Origin of the sequence: Nonomuraea sp. NPDC050022 (assembly GCF_044460705.1) — a bacterium.
Classification (GTDB): Bacteria; Actinomycetota; Actinomycetes; order Streptosporangiales; family Streptosporangiaceae; genus Nonomuraea.
In genome coordinates this window covers 515,275-541,748 of the sequence record NZ_JBITKE010000001.1, presented here as the reverse complement: position 1 = coordinate 541,748, position 26,474 = coordinate 515,275, and the positions used below count along the sequence as shown (strand labels likewise).

Below are 26,474 nucleotides of genomic sequence, written 5' to 3'. Positions count from 1 at the left end.
CCGGGTCACCGGCGCCGCGGAACGGCGGTTTCCGGATGCCGGAAAACGAATGTCCCTGGAACCGCAGGGTCCCGGAGCCTGAGCTTCTGGATCTTGCCGGAGCTGGTCTTCGGCAGGTCGTCGACGAAGGTGACGTACCGGGGGATCTTGTACTTGGCCAGCCGGGTGAGCAGGAACTCGCGCAGTTCCTTCCCCGTGACGGCGTGCCCGGGACGGGTCACCACGAACGCGTGACCGGTCTCCCCCCAGGTCTCGTCCGCGACGCCGACCACCGCCGCCTCGGCAACCGCGGGATGCTCGAAGAGGACCGCCTCCACCTCCGCCGGATAGACGTTCTCGCCGCCGGAGATGTACATGTCCTTGAGCCGGTCCACGATGTACAGGTGCCCCTCCTTGTCGCGGTAGGCGACGTCGCCGGAGCGGAACCAGCCGCCCTCGGCGAAGGCCGCGGCGGTGGCCGCGGCGTCGTTCCAGTAGCCGGGGGTGACGTTCGGACCCTGGATGAGGACCTCGCCGGGCTCGCCCGGGAAGGCGTCGGCGAGGTCGGCCCGGACCACACGCACGTCGGCGAAGAAGACGGGCACGCCCGCCGAGCCGACCTTGCGCGTGCTCTGACCGGCCTCCAGGAACGTCGCGCCTGGTGAGGTCTCGGTCATCCCGTATCCCTGGCAGAACACCAGCCCCCGCTCCTGGTACGCGTGGATCAGCGCGGGCGGGATCGCCGCTCCTCCGGACATCAGCGTTCGCAGCGAGGACAGGTCCGCCCCGGCCCAGCGCCGCGATGCGGCGAACGCGGCGAACATCGTGGTGACCCCGAACATCCACGTGACGCCGTACTTCTCGATCAGGTCGTAACAGGCGTCCACGTCCCACGACGGCATGATCACCGATCGGCCGCCTTTGGCGAAGGTCGGCAGCAACGTCTGGTTCAACGCCGCCACGTGGAACAGCGGGGCGCTGACCAGCGTCGTCTCGTCGCCGGTCACGTCCACCCCGATGAGCATGTTGTAGGTGTTCCAGATCAGGTTGGCGTGGCTCAGCGTGGCGCCTTTGGGCCGGCCGGTGGTGCCGGAGGTGTAGAGGATGAGCGCGATGTCGTCCTGCGCCACCGGCACGTCGATCGGGGCGGGATCCCCCGCCGCCAGCCAGCTCTCGTAGGCGTCGAGCGGGATGATCTCATCCGGACGCGGCGTGCCGGTCAGCGCCGCCACCACGTCCGCGCACTGCGGCGCGTGGATCAGGACCTTCGCGCCGCAGTGCCCCAGCATGTAGTCGATCTCGGGCGCCGCGAGCCGGAAGTTCAGCGGGACGAAGATCGCGCCGAGCACGTGCGTGGCGAACATGGTCTCGGCGAACGCGATGTGGTTCGGCCCGAGATAGGCGACCCGGTCCCCCGCCCGCACGCCACTGTCCCGCAGCCGCGCCGCCACCCGCGTCACCCGCTCGTGGACCTCGGCGTAGGTCAGGGAACGGTCCTCGAAGACGAAGGCCGTGCGGTCCGGCGACATCATGGCCCGCCGCGCCGGCCAGCCACCGATCCCGGAGTTCTGCATGAGCGTACCTCTCGCGTCAGGACGTGGCGGTCTTGGCGGTCTTGCCGGTCTTGGAGACGACCGGCTCCGCGAGATCACCGTGGCTGGTCTCCTTGAGCGCCAGGGTGCAGACCACGGACAGCAGGCACGCGGCGGCGATGACGGCCGAGATGACCAGGGTCCCGCCGCCGCCGTTGGAGGCCTGGATCTGGGCGAACACCACGGGAGCCAGCCCGGCGCCGAGCCCGGCCAGCTGGTATCCGAGCGACGCTCCGGTGTAGCGGGTGCGGGTGCTGAACAGTTCGGTGTAGAGCGCGGCCAGCGGACCGTACATCATCGGGTGCACGACGGCCTGGCCGAGGACGAGCGCGGCGGTGAGCAGCCCGGCGTTACCCGTGTTCACCAGCGGGAACAGGGCGAACGCGAAGACCGCCATGATCAGCGCGCCGGTCAGGACGACCGGCCGCCGCCCGATCCGGTCGGACAGTGCCGACCAGCCGAGGATGCCGAGCACGGCCAGCGCCGATGACAGCGTCAGCCCGTTCAGCACGGTCTGCCGCTCGAAACCGGCCCCCACACCGTACGCGATGAGGAACGTGGTGAGTGTGCCCTGCGCCACGAACGCCGCCAGCCCCACGCCGACCCCGAGCAGCAGCGTCCTGGGCTGGTCGCGCAGCACGTCCAGCAGGGGAGCCCTGGAGGCGCGCTCCTTGACGGCGGCGCTGAACACCGGGGTCTCCTCCACCCGCGTCCTGACGAACAGGCCGATGGCGAGCAGCACGATGCTGATCAGGAACGGTATCCGCCAGCCCCATGCCAGGAAGGCCTCGTTGCCGACGAGAGCGACGGTGCCGCTCAGCGCGCCCGTGGACAACACCATCCCGAACGGCGCCCCGGCGTTGGTGAAGCTGGCCCACAGGCCGCGGCGGCCGGTGGCGTGTTCCGCGGACATCAGCACCGCGCCGCCCCACTCGCCGCCGACCGCGACCCCCTGCAGGACCCTCAGCAGGACGAGCGCGATCGGGGCGAGCACCCCGGCCTGCGCGTACGTGGGCAGCAGCCCGATGATGAAGCTGGCCGCGCCCATCAGCACCATGGTCAGCACCAGCATGCGCTTGCGCCCAAGCCGGTCGCCGAAGTGGCCGAACACGACGCCGCCGATCGGCCTGGACAGGTAGCCGGTGGCGAACGTGCCCAGGCTGGCCACCGTGGCGACCAGCGGGTCGAGGTTGGAGAAGAAGACCTTGTTGAACACGAGGGCCGACGCCGTGGCGTACAGGAGGAAGTCGTAGTACTCGATGACGCTGCCGAGGAAGCTCGAGGCGACCGCGCGGCGCAGCTGGACGGGATTGGACATGAGTGGGGGCTCCTCACATCTCGGAAGGGAGGTTCAGGCGTAGTGCCGGTAGACGGCACGGGCGACGCACGCGGGCTTGGCCGAGCCGTCAATCTCCACGGTGAAGTCGAGCGACATCTGGACGCCGTCGCCGGGGACGTCCTCGACCTCGGCGACCTTGGCGGCCAGGCGGATCTTGCCGCCGACCTTGAGCGGGCTGGGGAAGCGCACCTTGTCCAGGCCGTAGTTGATGCTCATCTTCATGCCCTGGATCTCGAGCAGCTCGTTGAAGAGCGGGATGAGCAGGGCGAGGGTCAGGTAACCGTGCGCGATCGTGCCGCCGAACGGGCCGTCCTCAGCCTTCTCCGGGTCGACGTGGATCCACTGGTGGTCGTCGGTGGCCTCGGCGAAGAGGTTCACCCGGTCCTGTGCGATCTCCTGCCAGCCGGTGTGGCCGAGGTCCTGCCCGGCCAGCGCCTTGAGCTCGGTGAGACCGTTCGCGACGGTGGTCATGACTGTGTCTCCTTGGGGGTGAGGCCGAGCAGGCGCGCGGCGTTGCCTTTGAGGATCTTGGGGCGGACGTCGGGCTTGATGTCGAGCTTGGCGAAGTCCGCCAGCCACCGGTCCGGGGTGATCACCGGGTAGTCGGAGCCGAACAGCACCTTGTCCTTCAGCAGCGTGTTGGCGTACCGGACGAGCTGCGGCGGGAAGTACTTCGGGGACCAGCCGGACAGGTCGATGTACACCGACGGCTTGTGGGTGGCGACGGCCAGGGCCTCGTCCTGCCAGGGGAACGACGGGTGCGCCAGAATGATCTTCAGGTGCGGGAAGTCCACGGCCACGTCGTCGACCAGCATCGGGTTGGAGTACTTCAGCCGGACGCCCGCCCCGCCCGGCACGCCCGCGCCGATGCCGGTCTGGCCGGTGTGGAACAGAGCCACCGCGCCGAGCTCCTCGATCACCTCGTAGAGGGGATAGGCCATCGGGTCGTTCGGCGCGAAGCCCTGGATGCTGGGGTGGAACTTGAAGCCTCGCACCCCGTACTCGGTGACCAGCAGGCGGGCCTCGCGTGCGCCCGCCCGGCCCTTCCACGGGTCGACGCTGGCGAACGGGATGAGCACGTCGGGGTGCTCGGCACAGCTCTCGGCGATCTCCTCGTTGGAGATGCGGGGGTGGCCGGTGGCGTGCTCGGCGTCCACGGTGAAGACCACCGCGGCCATCTGCCGCTCCCGGTAGTAGGCGGCCGACTGCGCGATGGTCGGCCGCTCGTGCGCGCCGAAGTAGTCCGCCGACGCGCCGAACAGCTCTGGGCTGAGCGAGCCGTGCCCGTCCTTGGAGATCTCCGCGTGGGTGTGGACGTCGATCGCGACCAGCTCGTCGATGTTCATGACGTGGGGGTCTTCGGCGCGGGGATGCCGTACGTCTCCGGCTCGGCGCCGACGCCGGTGTCCCAGGAAGCGGCGATGGCGTCCGCGGACCAGCCTCCGTCGGCGTACGCGACGGCCTTCTCCTTCGGGTGCGACCAGAGGGCCAGTTTGTCGCCGCCGATGCCGACGGCCTGCCCGGTCACGCCCGCGGAGGCGTCGGAGGCCAGGTAGACGATGAGCCCGGCCACGTCCTCGACCGTGCCGAGGCCCTCGTCCTTGCGCAGCCGGTCCGGCAGCGGGCCGCCGGTGCGCTCGACCTCCTCCAGAATCGGGGCGAAGGCCGGGATCGTCTTGGTCATCTCGGTGGCCGCGACCGGGACGACGGCGTTGACCGTGATGTTCGCCCTGGCCAGCTCCATGGCCCAGGTGCGGGCCATGGCGACGATGCCGGCCTTGGCGGCGGCGTAGTTGGTCTGGCCGAAGTTGCCGCGCTGACCGGCCGGCGAGGAGATCAGGATGAGCCGGCCGCCCTCGCCCTGTTCGCGCATGCGGGCCGCGGCCGCGCGGGCACAGGTGAACGTGCCCCGCAGGTGCACCTCGACAACCGCGTCGAAGTCCTCGTCGGACATCTTCCACAGGACCCGGTCCCGCAGGATGCCGGCGTTGGTCACCATGACGTCGAGCCGGCCGAACTCCTTGACCGCCGCTTCCACCAGCCGCTGCGCGACCTGCGCCGAGCCGACCGCGCCTGCCTCGGCCACGGCCTTGCCGCCCGCGGCGACGACTGCCTCGGCCACCTCAGCGGCCGCCGCGGCGTCCACGTCGTTGACGACGACCGCCGCTCCGGCGGCGCCGAGCGCCTCCGCGTAGGCCCGGCCGAGACCGCGACCGGCCCCGGTGACCACCGCCACCTTGCCCGACAAATCCATCTATTCCACCCAAACAAGCTAGAAGTCCACCGACGCGGCAACGTCGCCGGGCACCACGTTGGGCACAATTTCAACCTAAGTCAAGAGTTTGCCCGACATTGGCCCCGTCTACGCCCATGCCTGTGAAGCACGACGCCCATGCCTGTGAAGCACGACGCCCATGCCTGTGCAGCACGACGACGAGCAGGACCAGCCGCTGCAGGGCAGGTTGTGGATCGCTCCCGGAGCCAAGGGCGCGGAGTCGATGCCGGCCGCGCTAAGCCTGGGCGACAACGTCGCCGTGCTGCTACGAACCCGGCGCCGCGACGCTCGCCACGTCCGAGCTCGACGAGCTTCCCCTGCGCCCGTAACGCATACTGGGCGCGCGGATCAAGTGGCGTATGTCGGCTACAAGGATCGCAGCGCCTGGCATGCCAGCCACCCCAAGAGCCTGTGCGTCCGCGAAGATGATCTGCTCGACCTGGTGCAGGAGTTCTTCGCTGCCCGCGTCTTCAGCGCTGCTCGCATCGAGGCTCTATGCCGCGAGCTCCCTCAGAAGCCCACGCACGGCGACACCCGCGCGGATCGGCTCACGACGACCGCATGCTGGACACGACCGAGGACCTCCAGCGCAAACTCTTCGACGCCTTCAACCTCGAACTCCGCTACCACGCGGACACCCGCGAAGGGCTCATCCGCATCACCGTCAAGGAGGACAACTTGCCCGCAATCAAAGCCCTGACCAGCAAAATCGCCGACCCTCTGGAAGGAGGGTCGGCGCCCGATGATGTTTCCCTATTCGTCCGGGTCGCGTTGCACACCGGGGTCCGGATCGAGGAAGCGGTCTCGGCGGAGTTGTCGGCGCTCGGGTACGAGCGGGGCCTACGGATACTGCGGATCACCGGCAAGGGCACCAAGCCGAAGAAGCGCCGCCTCCCAGCGGAGACCGGCTACGCGATCGACCGGTACCTCGAGGATCGGGCGCGCCTAGCTGGCGTCGAGGTGTCGCAGCTCACCGGGCTGATCTTCGTGACAGACACCGGAGGCCGCTTCTACCGGTCGTCGACGTCGGCCCTGGTGACGCGCATCGGCCGTCAGGCCGGGATCCTCGCGAAGGTCACTCCGCACGTGCTGCGGCACACGTGGGCGTCGCTGGCTGCGGAGCTGGGCGCGGACCCGTTTGAGATCAAGGAAGCACTTGATCACGAGTCAATGGACACAACCATGGGGTATGTGCGCTCCGGACGCCAACTGGAAAGAGACCCTTCCCAGTTGGTCGCGTCGGCTCTGGAATGACGAAAGCTGGTGACCCATCGTGAAGGAATCACCAGCTTTCGCCTCCGCCGCAACTCATCGCGCTGTCACCCGCACCAGCGTGCGCCCAGGGCGATCACGGCATCGAGGAGTGCAGATCCGGTGGCCTCACCCGGTTCAGTGCCGCTGGTGACGTCGAACGCGTCATGACAGCGACGCGCTACTGCACCTGATCGACGTCTTCGTTAGCGAGGGCAGCGTTGAGCCGGATGAGGGCGGCCATATAGTCGTCCCTGTCAGGGTGACCCTGCGGGTTGGCGTCGGCCGCTAGCTTTGCGCATTGGTAGCCAGTTCGTCGTGCGCGTGCATGCGGGTAGTTTGCGACGAACTGGGTCGACGTGAGAGGCGAGCGTCTCGCCAGGTCTCAGCCGCGATCTTCCACGCGGCGCCAACCAGGTTGCCGCGCCGATGACATCAGACGATAGATCCGGACGCAGGAGTTCAGCACCTGACCAAACCGTCAAAACGGGCGGGGGCAAGCCTCCCGAAATCCTTGTAATATCCAGACTTGAGCGTGTAACACCCGCTGTCTTTGCCATTGGCAAAGACGAACTTGACGTACTTGGTGGTTGAGCAGGTATTGCTGGCTCTCGCCATCCTCCAGAGTCCGTCACTCCAAGTCTTCCGCTCGACGCAGTCGGCGACTGCGTCCAGGACCGTCACGTCACCCTCCTTGGGCGATGGAGGTTCTGCGGAAGCTGGACTCGGGCTGGCGAGGACTAACGCACTGGCAACCAGAGCGAGTGGCGCGGCCATCTTGCGCATTGAGCCTCCTCTGCACTTGAGCTGTTGACGCGAACGACGCTAGAACCGGTATGTCGTAGGTATGTCGCGGCCTGAAGCACACTTCGGCACTGTGCGCTCTATGGACGCTCGGTGACACAAGCCCTGCGATGTGGCAATTGTCGCTGGGTAATGACCTCATGGCGCAAATGCCAGGCTCCAAGATCATTAAAATATTTTTTAGAACACTTGTTCAGGACTATACGGGCCGCCCTAAGGGAGGATCGCCGTGGCGTTGCGCCCTCCATTTCAGTACTACGGCGCCAAGGGCAGGCTGGCCCCTTTCCTGGCTGGGCTGCTGGGGCCGCACGAGGTGTACTGCGAACCGTTCGCGGGCAGTGCCGCGGTGTTCTTCGCTAAGGACCCCATCCCGATCGAAACGATCAACGACATCAACGGCGACCTCGTGTGCTTTATGAAGACGCTCCGAGACCGGCCCCGCACCCTGATCAGGGCGATCGAGTTCACGCCGTACGCCCGCGCCGAGCACCAGGCCGCCGAACTCGGCGACACGCCGCCACGGCGCTGCGCTGGCATGCAGCCCGGCTGCGGGAGGCGTTCATCGAGAACTGCGACGCCTTCGAGCTGATCGGCCGCATGGACTCGCCGACGACCGCGATGTACGTGGACCCGCCCTACCTCCGCTCCACGCGGAACATCTTCGGGTCCGGCCACTACGTGCAGGAGATGGACCGCGAGCCCGAGCACCGCCGCCTCCTGGAGGTGCTCGCCGCATGTAAGTCCGCGATCGTGCTGTCCGGCTACCGCTCGCCTCTGTACGACGAGCTACTCGCCGACTGGCGCCGCATCGACTACCGCGTCCGCGCGTCCAGCTCCGACGAGCGGCGGCACGCGGTCGAGTCAGTTTGGGTCAACAGGTAGCGCCGGCTCAAGTACGCTCCCGTCCTCCGAGCATAGTTCGGCGTTGGTCTCCTCAGTGAGCTGGCATATGGCCAAGCGAAAAGAGTTACCGCAGCCTCAGTTGGCTTGCAGCACGTCCCAGCGTTGATGCCATCGCCGGAGTCGTTCCACACTTATCGCGGCGTGATCACTACCCGGGTTCCGCGGCCGGGTGCCGCCGATGCTGGCCAGCCATGCCTGGTGGTGGGTGCGGACGTCGTCCCGCACCCACGACGCCGGTGCCACATAAAAGTCCGGCGTCTCACCGGTGAGATCAACGAAAATGACGGCGTCGGCATCCTCGACGGTTGGACGATCCGCGTAGGTCTGCCACGGTGATCCAGGTTGCCTCCTGGAGAGGACCTGCACGATGCGGCATCCACCGATATACGCGTCCTCGGGCCAACGACCGAGAGGTTCCGGTTCGTCCGGCTGACATGAAGGTAGTTGCCCGGCATCTCATAGGTGAAGGGCAGGCCGGTCATCGTGCGGAACTCCTGTCCGACGTAGGCCCGGATGCGAGCCCACACGCCCTCGACATCGCTCATGACCACCATCATCCATCGGCTCGGGGGCCCAGGCCATCAGCCTGGAGTCGAAGGTGCGCCTGATCCACCCGGAGTGGGATGACTACCAGATCACGGGCGAGGTCAAGAGGTTGCGCGACGAGCTCGGGCTGACCGTCCCGGATCCGGACAGGCTCGACGACGTTCTTGTCCCGGATGCGGACGGCGAGGACTGACGTGAGCACTGCGGCGGCCGAGGCTCTGGCGCAGCAGGACCTGGAGCAGATCGAGGCCGCTCTCGACCACGCCCGCGCCGTAACAGCCATCTACTACGACGCGGAGCGGGAGCTGCTGCGCGTCGTGTCGGAAGCGCTGGTCGCCCGGCTCGGTGAGCCCGAGTGGGAAGGGGTTCGCTTCGCGGAGCTGCGGGAGCTGCGGGAGCTGCGCCGCCAGGCCGACCGTGTGGTGCGCCGCCTGGAGCGGCTGTCGGAAAAGCTCGTGACGGCCGGCGTCGACGGGGCCTGGCGCCGCGGCGTGCAGCGCGCGATGACGGACCTGACGCATCTCGGGAACGCGAAGCGGATCGGCCAGGGCCAGGGTGTTATTGAGCTGGCCAGGCAGACGGTGCAGAGCGTGCAGAGCGTCCCTATGGGGGCGTTGCGTACGACGCAGGACGTGTTCTCTCAGGTGGTTGCACAGGTGTCGGCCCGAGCGCTGACCGGCGCGGAGAGCAGAGAGCAGACGACACGGCGGGCGCTGGACATGTTCGCACGCAAGGGCATCACCGGTTTCACGGATTCGCAGGGCCGGTCGTGGTCGATGGGAACGTACACCGAGATGGCCGTCCGCACGGCGATGGCACGCGCGGCCGTGGACGGTCACCTGGCCACGCTGAAGGAGAACGGCGTCGATCTCGTGATCGTGTCCAGACTGCCGTTCACCTGCCCGAAGTGCGACTTCTGGGAGGGGAAGGTCCTCACCCAGTCAGGCCGGATCGGCTGGCGTCAGGAACTGTCGTACGTGTCAGACGAGATGGTCGATGTACTCGTGGAGGGCACCGTCGAGCAGGCCCGCACGGCTGGCTTGCTGCATCCCGGGTGCGGGCACAACCTCGGCGCGTACCTACCGGGCGCGACGAAGAGGCCGCCGGTGCGCAAGCATCCGGCCGACTACGGCGACTCGCGGTAGATGCGCCGCATGGAGCGGGATCTGCGGGCCGCGAAGCGGCAGGCGTCGGTTGCGCTGGACAAGGAAGACCGTAATCGAGCCGAGCGGCGCGCGGAGTCGCTGAACGAGCAGATCAAGGAGCATGCCAAGGAGTCGGGCCTGCCGATTCGCCGCGATCGGCGGCGCGCCAAGATGCTGCCGCGCAATCTGGAGAAGCGACCGGACGAGGAGCTGGCAGCGCTGCTCGGGCAGCACGCCGACGACGAGGCAGCCGTCAACCGGATCACTCGGGTTCTCGAGCAGCGCGACGACGAGCGCATGGTCCAGCGCGAGCAGAAGGTGGCGGCCGCGGTGGCGGATCTGCCCGACGACTTTGCGCAGGCGAGCGACGACCAGATCCTTGACCTCGTGCGCCACTTCTCCGACGCTGGCGACGGGCCCGCGCTGGAGCGGCTGCTGGACGAGCTGGGCGTGAGCGGGTGTCGGCCACAGACCCGAACTGGTCGTGGCGGGACGACGAGACCGAGGAGGATCGCCAGGTCTCCGGCTTGGTCGCGGACGGCGTGCACGAGTTCGACGCGTACGGGCAGGTGTATGGGCTGGACCCGGACATGGTGCGGCGTGAGAGCTCCCGGTCGCACGTCGAGTTGCAGCGGCTGCCGGGTGAGCCGCTCGACCAGGTGGTGCGCCGCCTGTATGACGAGTGGCTGGAGACGCAGTTCATCGCCGCCGAACGGTACACGCGCGGCGTCCTTACCAACCGGGCGGGGCGGGCGGCCGGGGTTGATGGCCGCGCCCTGCTGTCCGGGCCGCAGTCCCGCGCCGACCGCTACGCCTCCGACGAGCTGCGCGCCTGGTGGGAGCAGCATCCCCGGATAACGCTGGTGGAGTTCCGGGCGCAGATGCTCGGCCGTGCCTCCGATGTGAAGGCCGCCCGCAGAGCAAGGGAGCAGCGCCGGTGAGCCTGTCCGACCTCGACCGGCGGGCCGCGATCACCACGGCGCGGTGGGCGGCCATCCACGCCCGCCCGATCGCCGAATGCCCGTACGACCCTACAGGCGACGCCCTCAACTCGGCGCTCGCCGTGCTGTGGGTGCGCACCTACCTTAGGTACCGGCCGCCGGCCTGACGCCCTGGCGGTACACTACGCATCGAGCTGGGTCAGTCCATCCATGATCCTCACGCACCCAAAGCCCACTCTTCCCCTACGTGGTGGCTGAGTCGTCGAGTCTCTCTGGGAGTGGTCCTTGCGCGGGATGTGCCAAGGCCGCTGACCAGTGGCGTCCCCTGTGTCCCGCCGTCTGGGTGGGACGGGCATGCCTGCCCTTCGGCGCGGGCGAACTCGCACGTGCTGGCCGAGCTGCCGCCGGGATTCTTCCCGGGGGTGGACGTGGCGGACATCTACACCTTCCCGTAGCGGCACGCCTGAGTCAGCGTCTCCAGACGGTGGCGTCCAAGGTGACGGTGTCCTCGCCGAATTTGATCACTTGGAGCCGGGCGACGGTCCCGTTCGCGGTTCTCACGCAAACGATGTCATCCTTGCGTGCCCCGATCATCTGCCGGCCGTTCCCGTCGTGCGCGGGCATCGCCTGGGCCACCGCCTCGCACTCGGCGCGGGAGCTCACCTGTCCCGACGCGACATTGAGCTTGGCGTCGTTCATAGGCACGAAGTCGACCTGGGCGTTGTTCCGGTCATCCTCGTCGACGATGTAGGCCACATGGATGTCGATCTCCGCGTCGTCGCCGGTGAGGGACGTGGAGTCGACGTCGGTGTCCTCCAACCAGTCCAGGGTGGGGGCCACGGTGGGCGGGAAGGGGCTCGGGAGACGCGGTGACCGTCACCTGGATCGTGGCCGTTTCGCGGACCGTCACGACGGATTGCGGCTCATTGTTAGTGTCAACAGCAGTACAGCATGCCACGCGTAGAAGGATGGCGGCGACGATCGCGGTTGCTTTATGGTCCGTACTCACCTTTTGCACGGTAGTTCGTCGTAGGGGAAGGTTGAGTCGCACTTCTTCTGCTCAGTGAAGAAGGGGCTTGGTTCGCTTTTCTCCTCGGTTTCTTGCCGGGTGGACTGCCCTGTGCCGGGCTTTTGGTCGTGTTCGAAGGCTGCGGGAAAGAAAAACGCGAACACCACCAAACCGATAATCCCCGCCACGCGGTTGAATGTCACCGCCCAGCCAGCGGGCTCGTGGGGCTCACGATTCTTGTATTGAGCGGACTGCATCCAATACGGAGCCTTGGGCACCACCACAAGGAGCAAGCACCCAAGCTCGATGAAGATAATGAGCGTTGTCCACATCGCCGTCTCTCCAGGGTTTGGGCCTCGCCCGTCACAACCCGGGGGCAGTGGGGGCGTGGCCTACAAGTTGGCTCCAGCGCTGTTTGCGCCTGTGCGCCCGAAGCGGGCATACGGATGGCGGGACGAGAGCCACGTCAGGTGAAAGCCAGACACCGTGATTTGGGTTGGTCGATCACGGACTAGTGAGGCAGTCGTCAATCGACTTGTGAGCTGCGGTGAACGGCTGAGACGATCTTGCAATAGGAGGTGAGCGCACGGAAACAACCGCTCCCGATCATGTCCGTGTAAACGAGTACAAGATCGAGAGCGACTGCCGAGGGCGCATCAGCCAACCCACTTGCCAACGCGGTCGACAAAGATTTTGGCTTTGTCCTGATGTAGGAGGCGCGTCACACCACCCAGGATTCGGTGCACTTGAGCGGGCCTCCGTCGAGAATGGACTCATCCGCGCAGCCTTGTAGTGGCGGCCAGCGATGGCCCGGTGCGCATTGGTGTAGGTCGTGTTCTTGATCGACTCGAACCTGCTGTCCCACTTTCCCGTCTTGGGGTTGTAGACCTTCAGCCAGATGTGATGGCTGTCCGCATCGGAGTCCTTGGGTGCGCGAGCCCAGATGTAGGAGTACGACGACCATCTCCTACGCGAAGCTGAATCGTGAACTCTCCCCATTGCCGATGCGGACCGTCTTCGTCTTCAGGTTGCCCACGCCCGTGGCCGCCGTCGGCGCGGCTGAGTTCCAGTAGCTCGCCGCCGATGCGGGGGTTGCGCCCAGCAGAGTAATGCCCGCAACAGCCACGGCTATGTTTCCCAGTCGCATGGTGCCCTCTCATGGGGTGTGTGCCTTGCTGTCGTCAAAAGACCTTAGAGACAGGCGGTATATCGGCGGTATGTTCACGCGTTCGAGAGCGCGAGCGGTCATCTCTGAACTGACTAGCTAGTCCGAGGCGGGCAATACCTCGCCGTTCAGCACGCCGAGGCAAGCCTGCCTGATCTGTTGTTGAGGCCGCCTGGCGCGGGCCTTCCTCATGTCCGGCTCGGGGAGGGCCAACGATGTTCGATCACTTGCCTCGATGATTCACGGGTTTGGGCGGCTTCGCCCTGCGTGCCAGCTGCCGGATTTGTTGATCTTCGATTCGGCTTCTTGGCAGGGGGCTGGGCCGGCGGTCACGCCGGTGGTGCCGGGTTCCACGGGCCGGTTGGGGTCTTGCCGGTCGTAATGTCAGGGGCGGGCTGGTGATCAGGTGGGAGCGGGCAGCGCCAGAACGGATGAGATGGCGCGTTGCGCCTGATCGGCCCAGGGCCAGGTGCAGGGGGTCTTGATGGTGCGTCGTCGCTGGCCACGAACCAGGCGGGCGCTGGTGTGCAGCAGTGTGTAGCGCAGAGTGAACGGTTCGGCGATCGCCAGTTCGGTCTCGCAGCACAGCAGGCGAAACCAGGTGAGCAGGTCACAGCCGATCGCGGCGGCGATGCACCAGGCCTGGTTGATGGCCAGCGACCAGGAGGGCAGGCCGGCCAAACCGGTGTTCTTCCCGCAGCGGATGAAGTCCTCCACCCGGGCATGGACGCGGTGGCGCGCCTCACCCTGCTGCAGCGGCAGCATGGGAGCCGGCGTGTTGGTCGCGATCAGCTGATAGCGCCAGCCGCGCGCCCTCTCGAAATCGGTCAGCTTGGCGCCGGAGGCGGGTTTCTCCCGGCGGACCAGGATGCGCATACCGGCCGGCCAGGTGGCCAGCTTGTCGCCACCGGCCGAATACCGCAGCAGGCCGGTGAGCTCCGCGGCGCCCGCTTCCTCCAGGGGCCGGGCCTGGCCTGCCTCATCCAGCACGCACGACCACGCCTGCGCCGGCAGTGCGGCTATCGCGGTGCGGGCGCGCTGATCGAGGTCGAAGCCGACCGAGTAGTGGGCCCGGCAGCTGCGCGTGTTCAACGTGGTGATGAACTGCAGGAGCTCGATCGTGGCGCCGGCCCCGTCGCAAGTGATGAGGATTCTTCTGCGGTACTTCGGCGGGATCTGCGCGATCGCGGCGGCCAGCACCTCGAGGTGGTCGGCGATGGTGTTGGCGCCGGCGTTGCCCGGACGCAGTTTGATGGCCAGGCACTCGCCGGTGTTGTCGCACCAGGCGGTCAGCGGGAACAACCCGAAGCTGCCCTTGAACGTCCCGGCTGCGGCTTCTTTGTCGCTGTGACAGAGCTGGATGGTGGCATCCAGCCGGATCACGATCCAGTCGCCGAGGTCGCCGTAGCAGGTTCGCGAGGCCGGCGCGCTTCCGTGCCGTGCGGCGAGCAACTTCCACACCCGCCGCCGGGCTTTGGCCCGCGCGGTGGCGATCTTGTCTCGCTGCCGGGCGGTCACCTCCGCCAGCGCCCGCCACGCCGTCGATGCCAAGGCCACCGGCCCGAATAACTCGCCCTGGTCCCGCAGGGTGCGGATGTGCCGGATCGCCGTCCCGCCATCGGCGATCATCACACCGAGATCCGTGAACACCTGGCCCCGATCGTGCCTCATCTGACGGCCCCGCACCCGCAACGCGGCCATCAGTTCGCTGGTCAGGCCGGACTTGAACGCCAGCATGCGCAGCCCTGCCGTACCGACGTGAGAGACCACGCCGTGACCGCCGACCGTGACCGCCAGCCCTTGCATCCACTTCGGGATAGTCTGCACGCGAAGAGTGCTCCTCGCTCTGGAAGGTTGTTGATCTCGACAATCCGTAATCTTCCAGATCAGGGGCGCGCTTTGCTGTCTAACCGATCATCCGGTCTGAACTCTCATCAGCCGCCGTGAATCGCCGAGGCTAGTGAGCGTCAACGAGAACGGGCGAGACTCCGTGAGACTGGAGGCCCGCCCGTTCGTACGATGTTCGCCCTGGTCAGCAGCCGGAACCGCTGATCAAGATCGCGTGCCCCCTGTAGGATTCGAACCTACGCACCCGGCTCTGGAGAGCATTACAGGTTTGCTGGTGGGCATGCCCTTGACCAGGGACAATTCACGAATGTCACTCGATCAGGGCCATGGATGGCCCACACATGGCCCACGATTATGCAGCGAGCCTCCTGCTGACGTGGTGTCCAGCGCCACCGGCCAGGTTCAAGCGACATCGCTCGGCGGCGCCTCGTTATCGGTGTACGCCTCAGGATCCTTGGCGACGGCCCGCGCGTTATCCGTGGTCGACGGATGTCGTGCCTGTCTGGTCGACGTGAGCACTTAGTCATTAGGTGGCGGAATCCCAGATGACTACCTGGTTCGCGCCACCAGAGCATGGGGAGGCCAACGTGCTGTATGTCGGAGACGGCTGGGCTCAAGACCACGGTTCGCGCTTCGCTCGTGATCCGGCATCCCGATCCCCTGAAGACGGAGCGGAGGACGCGGCAGGCACATCACCCTTGGAGGGCTTACCAGATAGGGTCACTGATGATCACGGCTGGCCGCGGCGCGCTGGCCCAGTTGACGTCCATGGCGACTCCGCTGCCTAGCTCGAACACTGCCATCATCGCGGCGATATCGAACCGCTTGCCCTCCTCCGCACAGACCTCTTGCAGGAATTGGATGTCCTCGTCGATCGGGTCATGTGCGAGTGGCCGGTCGGTGATACGGAAGGTGTTCCACGTCATGAGGATCTCGCCGTCGAAGGCGTAGATCATCTCGTGTTGCTCCAAGACGGCTCTTAAAGCCCAGACTCGGCATCCGTCCAAGCTCAGTTCACGGATAGGGCTCTCGTCGTAGAGGTCTGTGTCCGAGAAGAGGAAGTAGCCCTTTTGCTGAAGGTCGACCGACACGGCCAGTCGGCCGTCATACTCTGCCCAGCCCTCCCGGGGGTCCATCTCCATGTCGACATCACAGACGCCTAACTTGGACAAGCGTGCGCCGATGGAGTCGACGCTTCCGGGTGCTGGTCCGAGAGTTTGGACAACCAGCCAGTTCATGCTCTCGTCCATCCACTGGTGTTCATCGAGGATGCGCTCATAGCGAGCCAGAGGTTCGTACGCCACGCAAACACCTCTCGGTTGCTCTGGTTGAGGTCAGTGTGTGCAGCTGCGGTGGAAGGCAGGAGACAAACGCTACCCCCGCCCTCCATCCGGTTCTGTCTGCGCGTCGCCGGCCAGCTCGAAAACGACATGATCCTCGGCACGTCCGCCTACAAGAACGGCATCCGCGCCACCGTCTTCCAACCGAAGGTGGACGCCGGTATCGGCTACCTGCTCGGCGCAACCCCGATGCCCAAGCTGGTGCGCAACGCCTACCTGGACACGCCCGCCACGCAACGCATCGCCGACCGCGCCCACGCGCTACGGGCCAGCACGGGAGCACTGAGCGGACACGCCCTCGGCGAGACGCCCGAGCAGCACGCACCCACCTTCGACCTGCTCGCCGACATCCTGGCCGTGGTCCCGCTGTCCGAGACCAAGGTCTGGAACGAGACGATCGTGGATCGCCTCGCCGAACTGCGGCCCAACATCTACGGCCTGTGGGCGCGCCTGGAGGGCGGCGCGAAGACGGCTCAGCTCACCACGGCGCGCAAGCCGTACGGCATCAAGACCATGCAGGTCTGGGGCACGCCCGAGGGCGGCGGCAAGGGTGCAACCGCATCGGTATCACCCGAGACGACATCGCCACCGCACTCACCCAGCGTGACAGAGGCAAGGCGTCGTAACCCAGCCGATCGCCTCTGGACCTAGAGGCAGACCCCTCTAGGTCCAGAGGCCCGCCTAGAGCCCTAAACGGCACCCGACCTGCGATCTAGCACCTAGACCCCGACCTGCGGAAACTCCGGAAACGGCCCTGGGGGCTCACATAGCCACTGTCCTCGCCCTTCTAGCGGCCTGCCTACTGGCAATCACTCTCAGTTACATCATCGTCTGCCTGGCGTGGCCCCTGGGGCCGATGCAACCGATGCCGCCCCGGCGGCAAGAACCGCACCTGCCGCGCCCGCGACGGCACCGGCATGCGGCCACGCCTCGGCTGGCAGCTCTACGCCTACCTCCGCCGCCTGTACCGCAACGGCACCCACTAACCCCGGCCTCAAGGAAGGAAGCCCGCTATGTCCGGCGAGACCACCATCACCATCATCGGCAACCTGACCAGCGACCCCGAACTGCGCTTCACCCAAGTCTCCCGCGAGTTCGCGAATTCTGAAGCCCGCGTCCGGTTGAACCGGCGAGTGTATGCCCTGGTCGAGCCTATCCATTTTCCTTGGGTTCCGGAACTCAAGGGTCGTCGCTTCGATGGCTCGCTGTGAGCGCCGGTAGCCCTTCTCAACCCCGAAGGAGTTCTGTCATGCCTATCGGAGACACCACGATCACACTGGTGGCAATCTCACCGACGATCCCTCGCTGAACTTCTCGCAGCAGGGTGTGGCGGTGGCGTCGTTCACCATCGCGTCGTCGCGGCGAGTTCGGGACCAGGCCACCGGCGAGTGGAGCGATGGCGACACGTTGTTCCTGCGCTGCTCGGCGTTCCGGAAGCTTGTCGAGAACTACGCAGAGTCGCTGACCAGGGGCTGCCGGGCCGTGGTCACGGGGCGGCTGAAGCAGCGCACCTATGAAGATCGCGAGGGCGGCAAGCGGACGGTGTTCGAGGTCGAGGTCGAAGACGTCGGCCCGTCGCTGAAGTGGGCGTCCGCCAAGGTCGTCAAGACGCAGCGTGACCAGGAACCCAGCGCGGGAGCGACCTCCCCGTTGGCGGTCAGCTCTGCTCCCACGGGCGCGGGCCCCGGGCGCCTCAGCGACGCCTCCGTTCTGAACGTGTCCATCCCGGCGGGCGGCGAGCGGGTCGACGCCGTGATGTCCTGGGGGCTTCAGCACGGGCTCCACCTGGTCGCCGCGCTCGACAACGCCCTCGACAGCGCGGCGGGCTGGCGGGTGGAGCTGCCCAGCGGGAGCGCGCTGCGGGCCGACGGCCCGGGCGGCACGCTGTTCGACGGCACAGTGAGGCTCGCCCCCGAGTGGAGGCGTGCCGTCACCGAGCGGGGCGCACGCGGGGTGCTGCTCAGCGTGGGCCTGCGCCTGGGTGAGGCGCCGCGGGGCTGGGCCGACGCTCTCGACCGCATCGCCGCCGTGGGGCGGGCGGATCGGCTCGCCGGAGGCATGGTGGCCGTCGAGCCGTCCTGGCCTCGCCCCGGCCCTCGGTCTTTAACGAGTCAGTAGACCCACGCGAGCTCGGGGCCCGTGCACAGCTGCGCGTCGATCTTGGCTATGCACACCTTGTACTTCACGCCGTCCTTGGCCTCCAACGCCGTGGTGTAGCTGGTGCCGCTGATGTTCTTGTGGAGGTACGTGCCCTGGCCCGCGACTGTGATTTCATACTTGTCGTTGGCCAACTTCGTCGGCTTCTCGATACGGGCCCAGATCCACGTCTTGTTCTTGTACTTGCCATAGCGCATCTGCAGCGTGCCGAAATCGGGCCTATGGCTGTACACCCTGGTCTTGACGCCGGTGGCCTTCGTCGGCGCATCCGACGAGGTGGCCAGCGCTGCGGCTGCGGCCGGGGCCGCGGTAGCCGGGGCCGCCCCGGTGGAGGCGACGATCGCCGCGGTGGCAACTATCCCAGTGAAGGTCCAGATCTTGCGCATTTCAGGTCCCCTCTATAGGTGTTGGACGGGGAGCAACGCTAAGAGAACCCGGTATATCGGCGGTATGCCCTCCGTACGTGGGCCAGCGGGACAGGTTCGGGCCGGTCTCCTCATCATCGACCGCGTGGCGGACGCTGGAGGAGGTGACCTCCCGGCAACGCGACAAGGTCGCGGCTGCGCGGGCCAGGGCCCGGCGGCGGGTGTGGGATCTGATCGAAGCCCGGCAGGGCGGCATTCCGGCCTCGCGGACCTGCTACGGCGACCTGGGCGAATGGGTCGTGATCCGGCTGGATGCCACGATCCAGATCTGTCACAGTGACAAAGAAGCGCGGCCGGGACGTTCAAGGGCAGCTTCGGCTTGTTCCCGCTGACCGCCCGGTGCGACAACACCGGCGAGTGCCTGGCCATCAAGCTGCGTCCGGGCAACGCGGGCGCCAACACCATCGCCGATCACCTCGAGGTGCAGGCGGTCGTGATCGCGCAGATTCCTCCGACACACCGCAGGCGGATCGGAGAACGGCGCATATACCGCTTCCACCAGCGCATAACCGTCCGCGCCGTAGGCACGCGCAAGCTCGGCGCGTTTGGTCTGCGATGACGGCAGCCAGGGCCGCATGAACACCACGCAAGGAGCACCAGCCATGAACGACCGCACACCTGACGGCGCCGCTCTGCTCGACCGACTACGCGCCGCCCTCACTCGCTACGTCATCCTGCCGAGCCCCGAGGCCGCCGACGCCGTAACCCTCTGGATCGCCGCCACCCACGCCCAGCCAGCATGGGCGCACGCGCCCCGCCTGGTCATCCGCGGTCCGGAGAAGCGCTGCGGCAAGTCCCGGCTCCTGGACGTGGTGGAGGCCACCTGCCACGAGCCGTTCATCACCGTCAACTCATCCAGCGCCGCCGTCTACCGCTCCATCACCGAAGACTCGCCGACCATGCTCGTGGACGAGGCCGACACCATCTTCGGCCCCAAGGCCGACGGCAACGAAGACCTCCGCGGCCTGCTCAACGCCGGACACCAGCGCAACCGCCCAGCCAAGCGATACGACGCGGCCACCAACCGCGTCGAAAGCATCCCGACCTTCGCCATGGCCGCACTCGCCGGCATCGGGGCGATGCCCGACACCATCGAAGACCGCGCCGTCGTCATCCGCATGCGCCGCCGCGCCCCCGGCGAGAACGCTGCTCCCTACCGGCACCGCCGTGACCGGCCCGCTCTCCGCGACCTGGCCACCGAGCTGAATCTGTGGCTCCGTGCTGATCTGTCCGTAACTGGTCCACAACCCGCGAGCTACAACGAGAACGGGCGGGACCCCGTGAGACTGGAGGCCCGCCCGTTCGTACGATGTTTGCCCTGGTCAGCGGCCAAAGCCGCCGGTCAAGATCGTGTGCCCCCTGTAGGATTCGAACCTACGCACCCGGCTCCGGAGGCCGGTGCTCTATCCCCTGAGCTAAGGGGGCTCAACGAGTGATAAGGCTACCAGTATCGGGCCACCACTCCGCACCACGATAAAGGTCCAGCCACACATCCGAGGAAAACCCCACGTGACCGCGCCACTACGGGTAGCTTTGCGGCCGTGGGCGAGGTTCTTGGCAGAGTACTGGTCGTGGACGATGACGAGGTCATCCGTCAGTTGATCGCGGTGAACTTGAGCCTGGAAGGGTTCGAAGTCGCCACCGCCACCGATGGGCAGGACTGTCTCGAGCGGGTGCTCGATGTCATGCCCGATGTCATCACGCTTGACGTGATGATGCCGTTTCTTGACGGCTGGGTGACAGCGCAGAGGCTGCGTACCGATGAGGCGACCAGTCACATCAAGGTCGTGTTGATCACGGCGCGGGCGCAGGACGATGACAAGCGGCGGGGGCGAGGGATTGGCGTCGACGCCTATCTCACCAAGCCGTTCGACCCGGCGGAGCTCATTGAGGTGGTCCGCGATCTTGCGGCGGGAAGCCGGGTCTGAGCCCCTGAGGTGTCAGTGGCCCCGCGACCAGCGCGGGGCCACTTCCCAGTGCAGGGGCGCGGGGGCATAGAGCAAGAGCAGCGCGCGAAGGCTGTTTGGGCTATAGGAGCGCGCGAGTCCGGGCCTCCGCAGCGGCCTGCGTACGCGTAGAGACCTCCAGCTTGCCCAAGATGTTGGACACGTGCACGCTCACGGTCTTCTGCGCGATGAACAGCCGCTCCGCGATCTCCCGGTTGGTCAACCCCTCCGCCACCAGTCGCAGCACCTCGGTCTCCCGTGCCGTCAAGCCCCCGTCGCCATGGCCGCCGCCGCCGGTGGTGAAGCGGGCTCGGCGGGCGAAGTCGCTCAGGGCGGTCTCCAATGGCGTGGCGCGGAGTTTGCCGGCTGCCTCTCGGGCAAGGTCCCACTCCGCCTGGGCTTCCGTACGGGCGCCTGCTGCCAGCAAGGCCTCCGCGAGGCGCCAGCGGGCGCGGGCCGCCTCGTAGACGAAACCGAAGTCGAAGGCCGCCACCACGCGCCGCCACAGCTCCACGTCGAGGCGGCCGTGGACGCGGTGCCATTCGGCCTCCGCTCGCAGGGCCCAGGCTTGGCCTTCTGGGCCCATGGGGCCGCGTTCGCCCACCAGGCCGGATTCGACGGCGAAGCGGACGCGGTTGAGGAGGTCGTCGGCGCCCTCCACCTGGCCTAGGTCGGCTAGGGCCCACAGGCCGATGGCGGCGACGCGCAAGGTGCCCGTCTCACCGGGTTCGAGGGTGGCCATGGCGGCCTCTACGTGGGCCAGGGCGAGGGCGGGCTCCCCACACCAGAGGGCGTGTTCGGCGGCCATGCCTCGGGACATGTAGGCGACGAGTACGTCGGACCAGAACGGGCGCAGCCAGTTGAGGCGTGCTTCGACGACGGGCAGGCCGCGGGCGACCTCTACGAACAGGGCGAACGACGACAGGACCGCCTCCGGCAGTGTGCCGACGCGGGCGCCGAAGCCGGCGGCGGTGGCCTCGGCTTCGTCCCATTCGCCGGCCACGTAGTGGATCAGGAAGCGGAGGAAGCGCAGGTCGGTGCCGTAGGTGCTCCAGTTTAGGCCGGTTTCGACCGCCAGTTGGATGCCCGCGTCGGCGATCTCGGCCGCCTCTACGAGCAGGCCCTGCTCGTAGAGGATGCGGGCGTAGTGGAAGCGGGCGCGCAGGTCCATGGCCAGGTGGCCGGTGTTCGCGGCGGAGGCGGTCTGGGCGAGCGAGCGGGCCCGGGTCATGTCGCCTTCGTTCTCCGCGTGCAGGGCCAGGGTGAGCAGGGCGCCCGCTTCCGCGTCGCGGGCGCCGGCGGCTCTGGCCGTCTCGATGGCGCGGTGGGCGATGTCCTCGGCTTCGGCGTGCCAGGCGGACCAGGTGATCGTGCGGGCATGGGTGGCCAGGGCTCGGGCGAGGGTGGGCTGGTCGGCGGCGGCTTCGACGGCGCGTTGGGCCGCGGCGATGGCGCCTTCCTGGTCGTCGAGCTCGACCAGGTAATAGGCCAGCCGCTCGTTGACCTCGGAGGTCGGGGGCAGGGCGCGCAGCTGCTGGACGGCGCGGTGGTTGTCGCCGCTGTCGGCCGCCATCACCGCGCTGCGGAAGGCCAGCGTGGCCCGCTCCTCACCGGCGAGTTCGGCGGCGTCGGGAACTCGGTCCCACAGGCTCAGCGCCCGGTCGTAGTGGCTGTGGGCTTCGGCGGGCGCGCCCAGGCGCTCGGCCAGCCTGCCCGCCTTCGCGGAGGCGGCCAGAGCCCCCGCCAGGTCGTGGCCTGCCAGGTGGTGGTGGGCGAGCTCGGCGGGCGAGGTGAGCAGTCGCGCGAAGTCGGCGTGCAGTCTGCTGCGCTCTCCGGGCAGCAGGTCGGTGTAGGCGGCTTCCTGCAGCAGGGCGTGCCGGAAGGCGTAACCGTAGCCGTCGACGCGGAGCAGGCCGCGCGAGACGATCTCGCGTACGGCCTCCTCGAAGTCGGCCAGCGGGAGCCCGGAGACCTCGCGCAGCAGCTCGTCCTCGACGCGGCGGCCGGCGACCGCGGCGGCGCGCAGCACGCGCTGGCCGGGCTCGGACAGCACCTCGACCCGGGACATCAGCAGGCTCGCCAGCCCGTCGGGCAGGGTGTCGCCCTCGGCCACGGCGGCGAACAGCTCCTCGGCATAGAACGGGTTGCCGCCCGCCCGGGTGACGATCACGCCGAGCTCCTGTGCGTCCACATCACCCAAGGTCGCGACGTAGTCGGACATTTCGCCGGAGTCGAGGGGGCCAAGCTCCAGGTGGGTGACGCTGGGCAGGCGCTTCAGCTCGGCCAGCACCGGCCGCAGGGGGTGGCGGCGGTGCAGGTCGTCGGTGCGGTAGGTGCCGACGACGCACACGCGCTCGCTCTGCACCATGCGGCTCAGGAACACCAGCAGGTCACGGGTCGAGCGATCGGCCCAATGCAGATCCTCGATCACGAACAGCACCGGCTGGACCTCGGCCAGCAACCCCAGCAGCGAGCCGAACAGCCGCTGCTGCGTGAGCCCGGCCGGAGGCGCGCTCTCCACGCCCGGCAACAGCTGGCCGAGCAGGGGGTGGGCGGCGGCCGCCTCGCGGACGGCGGGCTCGGCGCCGCGCAGGGCGTCGGCGAGCGGGAGGTAGGGCAGTGTGTCGCCGAGCTCGGCGCACTGCCCGACCAGCACGTTGAAGCCACGGGAACCGGCCTCGGCGACCAGCTCGGACACCAGCCGGGTCTTGCCGATGCCGGCGTCGCCGCCGACAAGCGCCACCTCGGCGGTGCCGAGGGCGGCGGATTCGAGCACGCGCGCGAGTCTCGCCAGCTCAGCAGCGCGCCCGACCAGGAGACCCTTCACGGCAGCAACTATGCCACGCCTGGCCGACATTCCGATTGGTCCAGGAACGGGGTACCCGATTGGCTCTCAACAGCGGGCCAAAGCCGCTTTACGCTTATATTTCATGATCCCTTGGTCCACGTACGTGCTCTTCGTGGGCGCCTCGCTCGCGCTGGTGCTCATCCCCGGCCCGAACCACCTCTACATCACCGCCAGGGGGCTTTCCCAGGGCCGCGCGGCGGGGCTGGCCAGCGCGTTCGGCGTGGAGACCGGCACGCTGGTGCACATCGTGGCGGCCGCGGCCGGGCTCTCGTACCTGATCACGAGGTCCGCGACGCTGTTCGGGATCGTCAAGTGGGCAGGAGTCGCCTATCTCGTCTATCTGGGGGTACGCGCGCTCACCGGCAAGGAGCAGGCCGAGTCCGAGGTGTCGCAGCCGGCGCAGCCGCTCGGCAAGGTGTTCCTCGAAGGTGTCGTGGTGAATCTGCTCAATCCCAAGGTCACGCTGTTCTTTCTGGCGTTGCTGCCGCAGTTCGTGAAACCGTCGGCGGGGTCGCCGGCGCTGCAGATCGTGGTGTTCGGTGCCACGCTTCTGGTGCTGGGGGTGCTCTCCGATCTGGTGTACGCGTTCACCGCCGGGGCGCTCGGCGCCCGCCTCGTCAGGAGGGCCAGGGGGCTGCGGCTCTTCAGCGGTGTGGTGTACCTGGGGCTGGGCGTGATCACGGCGTTCGCCGGGAGAAAATGAGCGCATGGCGCCGAGGAAGCAGCAGGAGATCTTCGACGCGACGCTGCTGCTGGTCGCGGAGAAGGGCTATGACGGTCTGACCGTCGAGGGCGTGGCCGAGCGGTCGGGCGTCAACAAGACGACGATCTACCGGTGGTGGCCGTCCAAGGCCGCGCTGCTGGGGGCGGCGTTGGTGGAGGCGGAGGCGCTGGAGTTCGAGGCGCCGGACACGGGGAGCCTGCGTGGCGATCTCGTCGCCCTCGTGGAGGGGATCAGGCGGCTGCTCACCCAGCCGCCGGCCAGGGACATCGCGGTGGCCGCGCTCGGCGCCGCCGTACGCCATCCCGAGTTGGACGCGCGGAGGTTCTTCGCGGATCGGTTCGCGCGGGAGCGGCAGGTCTTCGAGCGCGCGGTACGGCGGGGCGAGCTGAAACGGTCGGTCGACCCGATGCTCGTGGTCGATCTGCTGGCCGGGGCGGTGTGGATCAGGGCGGTGTTCCGGGGGTTGCCGCTCACGGACGAATTCGCGAGTCAGGCGGTGTCCGTGGTGCTTGACGGTGGTGGCGTCATGTCTTGAGGGACGACTTCGCGGGCCAGGTAGTGGCCGTGGCCCTCAGTGGTGGCGTCATTTCTTAGCGGGATAAATCCGGCGCCGCGCCGCCCACCGCAGCGCCCCCGCCGCCGGTCAGAGGGCCTCGGCCAGTGCGGCTGGGATGCGGTCCAGCACCGGGTACGACATCAGCCCATAGGCGTAAAAGTCCACCGCCAACGCCCCCGCCGCCTTGGCCCCCCGCGCCTTCGCGACCAGCCGGTCGGCCGAATCGCTGTCGGGATAACCGGGCCGCAGCACCGCGCGTACCTCCCGATCCTTGCCCACCGACCGCAGGTACGCGCCCACGTCGTCGGCCACGCGGGCGGCGTCGCGCGCGTAGGCGAGCACGCCGAACGCGGGCACGAGGTCGCCGAGCGCCACCAGATCCACGCCCAGCTGCCAGGCGTCGTGCGCGGCCAGGCCGGGCGAGGGCAGCCCGTCGGTGTAGCCCTTGACGGCGCCGGTGGAGTCGATGAACACCAGTTTGGAGCCCTCGTCCGCCACGGCGGAGGCCACCTCAGAGACCAGCGTGGTGACGGTCTCCGACCGGGCGCGGGCGTAGGCGACCACCTCGGGCCCCGCGTACGCCGTCAATGCCGCCCGGGTCACCTCGCCCTGCGCGGGCGGGTCGCCGTCGAACACCCCGCCCACGATCCTGGCGCACTCCTCGCGGGCCACCTCGGCGTTGACGCCCAGGTCGGTGGCCCGGCGCATGCAGTAGTCGCAGAAGCACAGGCCGAACAGGTAGGCGTCCATCGGCCCGAGCGGCACGAACGAGCGCTGCGGTTTGAGCGGCCTGAAGTGCAGCGACTCGGCCACGACGCTGTCGACGCCGAGCCGGGCGACCGCCCTGGCCAACGCGACGGCGTACTGCCGCACATCGGGATGGGCCGGGCACAGGTCGGTGAGCGAGCCGCGATCACCGAAACAGTCGCGCACGGTCACATCTGGATGCTGGGTGCCGATCGTGGCATTGCGCAGGAAAACCGTCCAGCCATGGAGCTTCAGCCCCCGCTCCGAACAGGCTTCGCGCAGGCCGTCGAGCGCGTTCTGGTATCCGGCCGTCGGCCTGAGCCGCAGACCGGAGAACAGGTCGGCCGGCGGGACGAAGTGGGCGCCGTCGTGGCGGAGTGTGAGCCTGGACAGTCCGTGCGGGGTGACGTCGCGGGAGGCGTGGTGTACGGCGCCGACGGTCACGCCCGCCACGCCGTACCCGCTGATCCTGTCGAGCACCCGCTCGACGCCCTCGCCGCGTAGATCTTCGACGAAGACGTACACCGAACTGTCCACGGACCGACCTTACGCGCTCTTGTGCGCGACGAAGTCGATCTCCACCAGGATGTCCATCAGGTCCGAGCCGACGGTCGTGCGGACCGGGTACGGCTGGCTGAAGTACGACTTGTACACCTCGTTGTAGGCGGCGAAGTCGCGCTTGAGATGCTGCAGGTGGACCGTGGCCTTGACCACGTCGTCGAAGCCGAGGCCGTGGGCGGCGAGGATGGCGCCGAGGTTGCGCATGGTCTGGTGGGTCTGGGCGGCCACGTCGTCGCCGACGACCTCACCGGTCTGCGGGTCGAGCGGCCCCGCGCCCGAGGTGTAGACGAAGTCGCCGACGACCAGGCCCTGAGAGTACGCGCCGACCGGGGCCGCGCCCTCGGTGGTTCTCAATTCCTTCTTCACAGCATCT

The 26,474-nt window shown here is 67.8% G+C and carries 31 protein-coding genes, 1 tRNA gene and 1 pseudogene; 15 read left to right on the top strand and 18 right to left on the bottom strand.

Features of this window, described 5'->3' with window-relative positions; all coding sequences use genetic code 11:
- Nucleotides 1-5: 5 nt before the first annotated feature.
- From ACIBO2_RS02440 to ACIBO2_RS02420, 5 genes are read right to left on the bottom strand one after another with little or no spacing between them, the layout of a single operon-like run.
- Nucleotides 6-1,553: a long-chain fatty acid--CoA ligase gene (locus ACIBO2_RS02440; protein WP_397294954.1), complete on the bottom strand. Its 1,548-nt coding sequence runs from the start codon at nucleotides 1,551-1,553 to the stop codon at nucleotides 6-8.
- Nucleotides 1,554-1,569: 16 nt separating this feature from the next.
- Complete coding sequence (locus ACIBO2_RS02435) at nucleotides 1,570-2,889, bottom strand: MFS transporter (RefSeq protein WP_397294952.1); 1,320 nt, start codon at nucleotides 2,887-2,889, stop codon at nucleotides 1,570-1,572.
- A 33-nt stretch (nucleotides 2,890-2,922) separates the two neighbouring features.
- Nucleotides 2,923-3,381, bottom strand: a complete 459-nt coding sequence (locus ACIBO2_RS02430) for a MaoC family dehydratase (protein ID WP_397294950.1) — start codon at nucleotides 3,379-3,381, stop codon at nucleotides 2,923-2,925.
- Nucleotides 3,378-4,256 (bottom strand): amidohydrolase family protein, encoded by an 879-nt coding sequence (locus ACIBO2_RS02425; protein WP_397294948.1) that lies wholly within the window; start codon nucleotides 4,254-4,256, stop codon nucleotides 3,378-3,380. Before ACIBO2_RS02425 ends, ACIBO2_RS02430 begins: the two co-directional genes overlap by 4 nt.
- Nucleotides 4,253-5,164: an SDR family oxidoreductase gene (locus tag ACIBO2_RS02420; RefSeq protein WP_397294946.1), complete on the bottom strand. Its 912-nt coding sequence runs from the start codon at nucleotides 5,162-5,164 to the stop codon at nucleotides 4,253-4,255. The genes ACIBO2_RS02425 and ACIBO2_RS02420 overlap by 4 nt, the downstream gene beginning before the upstream one ends.
- A 582-nt stretch (nucleotides 5,165-5,746) precedes the next feature.
- Between ACIBO2_RS02420 and ACIBO2_RS02415 the strand changes: the two genes are divergently transcribed.
- Nucleotides 5,747-6,439 (top strand): site-specific integrase, encoded by a 693-nt coding sequence (locus ACIBO2_RS02415; protein WP_358547477.1) that lies wholly within the window; start codon nucleotides 5,747-5,749, stop codon nucleotides 6,437-6,439.
- Nucleotides 6,440-6,898: 459 nt separating this feature from the next.
- Here the strand turns inward: ACIBO2_RS02415 and ACIBO2_RS02410 are convergent, their stop codons facing one another.
- On the bottom strand, nucleotides 6,899-7,120 hold the full coding sequence (locus ACIBO2_RS02410) for a hypothetical protein (RefSeq protein WP_358547480.1): 222 nt from the start codon (nucleotides 7,118-7,120) through the stop codon (nucleotides 6,899-6,901).
- A gap of 349 nt (nucleotides 7,121-7,469) precedes the next feature.
- Between ACIBO2_RS02410 and ACIBO2_RS02405 the strand changes: the two genes are divergently transcribed.
- Together ACIBO2_RS02405 and ACIBO2_RS02400 are read left to right on the top strand one after the other, a co-directional pair.
- Nucleotides 7,470-7,829 (top strand): DNA adenine methylase, encoded by a 360-nt coding sequence (locus ACIBO2_RS02405; RefSeq protein WP_358547483.1) that lies wholly within the window; start codon nucleotides 7,470-7,472, stop codon nucleotides 7,827-7,829.
- Nucleotides 7,766-8,122 (top strand): DNA adenine methylase, encoded by a 357-nt coding sequence (locus ACIBO2_RS02400; protein ID WP_397295704.1) that lies wholly within the window; start codon nucleotides 7,766-7,768, stop codon nucleotides 8,120-8,122. The genes ACIBO2_RS02405 and ACIBO2_RS02400 overlap by 64 nt, the downstream gene beginning before the upstream one ends.
- Before the next feature lie 96 nt (nucleotides 8,123-8,218).
- On the opposite strand, the gene ACIBO2_RS02395 is transcribed toward ACIBO2_RS02400, so the two are convergent.
- Nucleotides 8,219-8,509, bottom strand: coding sequence for a hypothetical protein (locus tag ACIBO2_RS02395; RefSeq protein ID WP_358547486.1), 291 nt, complete (start codon nucleotides 8,507-8,509; stop codon nucleotides 8,219-8,221).
- Between the two features lie 232 nt (nucleotides 8,510-8,741).
- On the opposite strand from ACIBO2_RS02395, the gene ACIBO2_RS02390 reads away from it, so the two are divergent.
- Together ACIBO2_RS02390 and ACIBO2_RS02385 are read left to right on the top strand one after the other, a co-directional pair.
- Complete coding sequence (locus ACIBO2_RS02390) at nucleotides 8,742-8,882, top strand: hypothetical protein (protein ID WP_397294942.1); 141 nt, start codon at nucleotides 8,742-8,744, stop codon at nucleotides 8,880-8,882.
- Nucleotide 8,883: 1 nt separating this feature from the next.
- Nucleotides 8,884-9,834, top strand: coding sequence for a phage minor capsid protein (locus tag ACIBO2_RS02385; RefSeq protein ID WP_397294940.1), 951 nt, complete (start codon nucleotides 8,884-8,886; stop codon nucleotides 9,832-9,834).
- On the opposite strand, the gene ACIBO2_RS02380 is transcribed toward ACIBO2_RS02385, so the two are convergent.
- Nucleotides 9,769-10,230 carry a hypothetical protein gene (locus tag ACIBO2_RS02380; protein WP_397294938.1) on the bottom strand — a complete coding sequence of 154 codons (462 nt, stop codon included), beginning with the start codon at nucleotides 10,228-10,230 and terminating at the stop codon, nucleotides 9,769-9,771. The two genes, ACIBO2_RS02385 and ACIBO2_RS02380, sit on opposite strands and share 66 nt — an antisense overlap.
- 62 nt (nucleotides 10,231-10,292) lie before the next feature.
- Between ACIBO2_RS02380 and ACIBO2_RS02375 the strand changes: the two genes are divergently transcribed.
- The 3 genes from ACIBO2_RS02375 to ACIBO2_RS02365 all read left to right on the top strand — a co-directional run bounded on the left by ACIBO2_RS02375 (nucleotide 10,293) and on the right by ACIBO2_RS02365 (nucleotide 11,230).
- A complete protein-coding gene (locus ACIBO2_RS02375; RefSeq protein ID WP_397294936.1) occupies nucleotides 10,293-10,775 on the top strand; it encodes a hypothetical protein in 483 nt (160 codons plus the stop codon).
- Nucleotides 10,772-10,942, top strand: coding sequence for a hypothetical protein (locus tag ACIBO2_RS02370; RefSeq protein WP_358547498.1), 171 nt, complete (start codon nucleotides 10,772-10,774; stop codon nucleotides 10,940-10,942). The genes ACIBO2_RS02375 and ACIBO2_RS02370 overlap by 4 nt, the downstream gene beginning before the upstream one ends.
- 129 nt (nucleotides 10,943-11,071) lie before the next feature.
- Nucleotides 11,072-11,230, top strand: a complete 159-nt coding sequence (locus tag ACIBO2_RS02365) for a hypothetical protein (RefSeq protein WP_397294934.1) — start codon at nucleotides 11,072-11,074, stop codon at nucleotides 11,228-11,230.
- A 13-nt stretch (nucleotides 11,231-11,243) separates the two neighbouring features.
- Here ACIBO2_RS02365 and ACIBO2_RS02360 read toward each other — a convergent pair whose 3' ends face one another.
- The 4 genes from ACIBO2_RS02360 to ACIBO2_RS02345 form a co-directional block, all read right to left on the bottom strand.
- On the bottom strand, nucleotides 11,244-11,594 hold the full coding sequence (locus tag ACIBO2_RS02360; protein ID WP_397294932.1) for a hypothetical protein: 351 nt from the start codon (nucleotides 11,592-11,594) through the stop codon (nucleotides 11,244-11,246).
- Between the two features lie 186 nt (nucleotides 11,595-11,780).
- Nucleotides 11,781-12,116, bottom strand: a complete 336-nt coding sequence (locus ACIBO2_RS02355; protein WP_397294930.1) for a hypothetical protein — start codon at nucleotides 12,114-12,116, stop codon at nucleotides 11,781-11,783.
- A gap of 1,235 nt (nucleotides 12,117-13,351) precedes the next feature.
- Nucleotides 13,352-14,776 carry an IS1380 family transposase gene (locus ACIBO2_RS02350; RefSeq protein ID WP_397294928.1) on the bottom strand — a complete coding sequence of 475 codons (1,425 nt, stop codon included), beginning with the start codon at nucleotides 14,774-14,776 and terminating at the stop codon, nucleotides 13,352-13,354.
- 728 nt (nucleotides 14,777-15,504) lie between these two features.
- On the bottom strand, nucleotides 15,505-16,101 hold the full coding sequence (locus tag ACIBO2_RS02345) for a hypothetical protein (RefSeq protein ID WP_397294926.1): 597 nt from the start codon (nucleotides 16,099-16,101) through the stop codon (nucleotides 15,505-15,507).
- 126 nt (nucleotides 16,102-16,227) lie between these two features.
- Between ACIBO2_RS02345 and ACIBO2_RS02340 the strand changes: the two genes are divergently transcribed.
- The 3 genes from ACIBO2_RS02340 (at nucleotide 16,228) to ssb (ending at nucleotide 18,255) form a co-directional block, all read left to right on the top strand.
- Nucleotides 16,228-16,788: a hypothetical protein gene (locus ACIBO2_RS02340; protein ID WP_397294924.1), complete on the top strand. Its 561-nt coding sequence runs from the start codon at nucleotides 16,228-16,230 to the stop codon at nucleotides 16,786-16,788.
- A gap of 362 nt (nucleotides 16,789-17,150) precedes the next feature.
- Complete coding sequence (locus ACIBO2_RS02335) at nucleotides 17,151-17,348, top strand: hypothetical protein (protein ID WP_397294922.1); 198 nt, start codon at nucleotides 17,151-17,153, stop codon at nucleotides 17,346-17,348.
- A gap of 121 nt (nucleotides 17,349-17,469) precedes the next feature.
- Nucleotides 17,470-18,255, top strand: a complete 786-nt coding sequence (gene ssb, locus ACIBO2_RS02330; RefSeq protein WP_397294920.1) for a single-stranded DNA-binding protein — start codon at nucleotides 17,470-17,472, stop codon at nucleotides 18,253-18,255.
- On the opposite strand, the gene ACIBO2_RS02325 is transcribed toward ssb, so the two are convergent.
- Together ACIBO2_RS02325 and ACIBO2_RS02320 are read right to left on the bottom strand one after the other, a co-directional pair.
- On the bottom strand, nucleotides 18,249-18,680 hold the full coding sequence (locus ACIBO2_RS02325; RefSeq protein WP_358547518.1) for a hypothetical protein: 432 nt from the start codon (nucleotides 18,678-18,680) through the stop codon (nucleotides 18,249-18,251). The two genes, ssb and ACIBO2_RS02325, sit on opposite strands and share 7 nt — an antisense overlap.
- Nucleotides 18,681-18,990: 310 nt before the next feature.
- The gene (locus tag ACIBO2_RS02320; protein WP_397294918.1) at nucleotides 18,991-19,296 is read right to left on the bottom strand and encodes a hypothetical protein; all 306 of its coding nucleotides are present in this window, start codon (nucleotides 19,294-19,296) and stop codon (nucleotides 18,991-18,993) included.
- Between ACIBO2_RS02320 and ACIBO2_RS02315 the strand changes: the two are divergent.
- Nucleotides 19,295-19,894 (top strand): annotated as a pseudogene (locus tag ACIBO2_RS02315) (hypothetical protein); the annotation flags it as partial. The gene ACIBO2_RS02320 and the pseudogene ACIBO2_RS02315 overlap by 2 nt on opposite strands.
- A 178-nt stretch (nucleotides 19,895-20,072) precedes the next feature.
- On the opposite strand, the gene ACIBO2_RS02310 reads toward ACIBO2_RS02315, so the two are convergent.
- A tRNA-Arg gene (locus ACIBO2_RS02310) sits at nucleotides 20,073-20,144 on the bottom strand.
- Between the two features lie 116 nt (nucleotides 20,145-20,260).
- On the opposite strand from ACIBO2_RS02310, the gene ACIBO2_RS02305 reads away from it, so the two are divergent.
- On the top strand, nucleotides 20,261-20,647 hold the full coding sequence (locus ACIBO2_RS02305; RefSeq protein ID WP_357647542.1) for a response regulator: 387 nt from the start codon (nucleotides 20,261-20,263) through the stop codon (nucleotides 20,645-20,647).
- A gap of 100 nt (nucleotides 20,648-20,747) precedes the next feature.
- On the opposite strand, the gene ACIBO2_RS02300 is transcribed toward ACIBO2_RS02305, so the two are convergent.
- Entirely contained in the window at nucleotides 20,748-23,492 is a 2,745-nt protein-coding gene (locus tag ACIBO2_RS02300) for an AAA family ATPase (protein ID WP_397294916.1), read from the bottom strand.
- Nucleotides 23,493-23,595: 103 nt separating this feature from the next.
- Here ACIBO2_RS02300 and ACIBO2_RS02295 point away from each other — a divergent pair, with 103 nt between their 5' ends.
- Together ACIBO2_RS02295 and ACIBO2_RS02290 are read left to right on the top strand one after the other, a co-directional pair.
- Complete coding sequence (locus tag ACIBO2_RS02295) at nucleotides 23,596-24,216, top strand: LysE family translocator (protein WP_364001436.1); 621 nt, start codon at nucleotides 23,596-23,598, stop codon at nucleotides 24,214-24,216.
- 4 nt (nucleotides 24,217-24,220) lie between these two features.
- On the top strand, nucleotides 24,221-24,772 hold the full coding sequence (locus ACIBO2_RS02290) for a TetR/AcrR family transcriptional regulator (RefSeq protein WP_358547528.1): 552 nt from the start codon (nucleotides 24,221-24,223) through the stop codon (nucleotides 24,770-24,772).
- 108 nt (nucleotides 24,773-24,880) lie between these two features.
- On the opposite strand, the gene ACIBO2_RS02285 is transcribed toward ACIBO2_RS02290, so the two are convergent.
- The gene (locus ACIBO2_RS02285; RefSeq protein ID WP_358206059.1) at nucleotides 24,881-26,077 is read right to left on the bottom strand and encodes a hypothetical protein; all 1,197 of its coding nucleotides are present in this window, start codon (nucleotides 26,075-26,077) and stop codon (nucleotides 24,881-24,883) included.
- 9 nt (nucleotides 26,078-26,086) lie between these two features.
- Complete coding sequence (locus ACIBO2_RS02280; protein WP_357941542.1) at nucleotides 26,087-26,467, bottom strand: Rid family detoxifying hydrolase; 381 nt, start codon at nucleotides 26,465-26,467, stop codon at nucleotides 26,087-26,089.
- Nucleotides 26,468-26,474: the final 7 nt, after the last annotated feature.

Excerpts from the sequence above, each read along its gene's own strand:
- ACIBO2_RS02440 (WP_397294954.1), bottom strand. The coding sequence starts at position 1,553 with ATGCAGAACTCCGGGATCGGTGGCTGGCCGGCGCGGCGGGCCATGATG.
- ACIBO2_RS02435 (WP_397294952.1), bottom strand. The coding sequence starts at position 2,889 with ATGTCCAATCCCGTCCAGCTGCGCCGCGCGGTCGCCTCGAGCTTCCTC.
- ACIBO2_RS02430 (WP_397294950.1), bottom strand. The coding sequence starts at position 3,381 with ATGACCACCGTCGCGAACGGTCTCACCGAGCTCAAGGCGCTGGCCGGG.
- ACIBO2_RS02425 (WP_397294948.1), bottom strand. The coding sequence starts at position 4,256 with ATGAACATCGACGAGCTGGTCGCGATCGACGTCCACACCCACGCGGAG.
- ACIBO2_RS02420 (WP_397294946.1), bottom strand. The coding sequence starts at position 5,164 with ATGGATTTGTCGGGCAAGGTGGCGGTGGTCACCGGGGCCGGTCGCGGT.
- ACIBO2_RS02415 (WP_358547477.1), top strand. The coding sequence starts at position 5,747 with ATGCTGGACACGACCGAGGACCTCCAGCGCAAACTCTTCGACGCCTTC.
- ACIBO2_RS02355 (WP_397294930.1), bottom strand. The coding sequence starts at position 12,116 with ATGTGGACAACGCTCATTATCTTCATCGAGCTTGGGTGCTTGCTCCTT.
- ACIBO2_RS02340 (WP_397294924.1), top strand. The coding sequence starts at position 16,228 with ATGATCCTCGGCACGTCCGCCTACAAGAACGGCATCCGCGCCACCGTC.
- ACIBO2_RS02335 (WP_397294922.1), top strand. The coding sequence starts at position 17,151 with ATGTCCGGCGAGACCACCATCACCATCATCGGCAACCTGACCAGCGAC.
- ACIBO2_RS02325 (WP_358547518.1), bottom strand. The coding sequence starts at position 18,680 with ATGCGCAAGATCTGGACCTTCACTGGGATAGTTGCCACCGCGGCGATC.
- ACIBO2_RS02320 (WP_397294918.1), bottom strand. The coding sequence starts at position 19,296 with ATGCGGCCCTGGCTGCCGTCATCGCAGACCAAACGCGCCGAGCTTGCG.
- ACIBO2_RS02295 (WP_364001436.1), top strand. The coding sequence starts at position 23,596 with ATGATCCCTTGGTCCACGTACGTGCTCTTCGTGGGCGCCTCGCTCGCG.
- ACIBO2_RS02290 (WP_358547528.1), top strand. The coding sequence starts at position 24,221 with ATGGCGCCGAGGAAGCAGCAGGAGATCTTCGACGCGACGCTGCTGCTG.